The sequence below is a fragment of the Ralstonia sp. TCR112 genome (assembly GCF_007997035.1).
Classification (GTDB): Bacteria; Pseudomonadota; Gammaproteobacteria; order Burkholderiales; family Burkholderiaceae; genus Ralstonia; species Ralstonia edaphi.
Map to the genome: position 1 here is coordinate 1 of NZ_VOSS01000168.1, position 803 is coordinate 803.

Genomic DNA, 803 nt, shown 5'->3' on the forward strand with positions numbered 1-803 from the left:
GCGAGCGAACGCACGCTGGCCAAGGCGTTCCGCCGCATCCTGCCGTTCATCTTCGCGTGCTATGTGATCAGCTATCTTGATCGCACCAACGTGGGGTTTGCCGCGCTCACCATGAACAAGGACATTGGCCTGACGGCCGAACAGTTCGGGTTCGGCGCGGGGCTGTTCTTCATCGGCTATTTCCTGTTCGAGATCCCGAGCAACCTCATCATGCAGAAGGTGGGGGCGCGCATCTGGATCGCGGGATCATGATCACGTGGGGCATCTTCTCGATGGCCACGGCGTTTGTGGTCGGCCCCAAGAGTTTTGCGGCGGCGCGCTTTCTGCTGGGTCTTGCCGAAGCGGGCTTCACGCCGGGCATCTACCTGTACTTCACGCACTGGTTTCCGGGCAAGTGGCGCGCCAAGGTGACGGCTGCCTTCCTGGTGGGCATTCCGGTGGCGAACATGATCGGCTCACCCATTTCCGGCGCGCTGCTCGAACTCGGCGGCCTGCATGGGTTGCGCAGCTGGCAATGGCTGTTGCTGATCGAAGGGCTGCCGGCCGTGCTGCTTGGCATCGCGTGCCTGTTCGTGCTCGCGGATCGGCCGGAAAAGGCGACATGGCTTACCGACGATGAGAAGACCGTACTCGCGCGCGCCTCGCCATGGAGCAACGCGACATCGCCAGCAAGCACGGCGCGACCCTGCGCGATGCCATGACCAACTGGCGCGTCTTCGTGCTGGCGTTCATCAACTTCTGCGGCATCGTGGGCTCCATCGGCGTGGGCCTCTGGATGCCGCAGATCATCAAGCAGTTTGGCG

1 pseudogene is annotated in these 803 nt (G+C 63.0%); it reads left to right on the plus strand.

The window, feature by feature from the left end:
- Nucleotides 1-803, plus strand: a pseudogene (locus FUT88_RS24895) (MFS transporter); the annotation flags it as partial.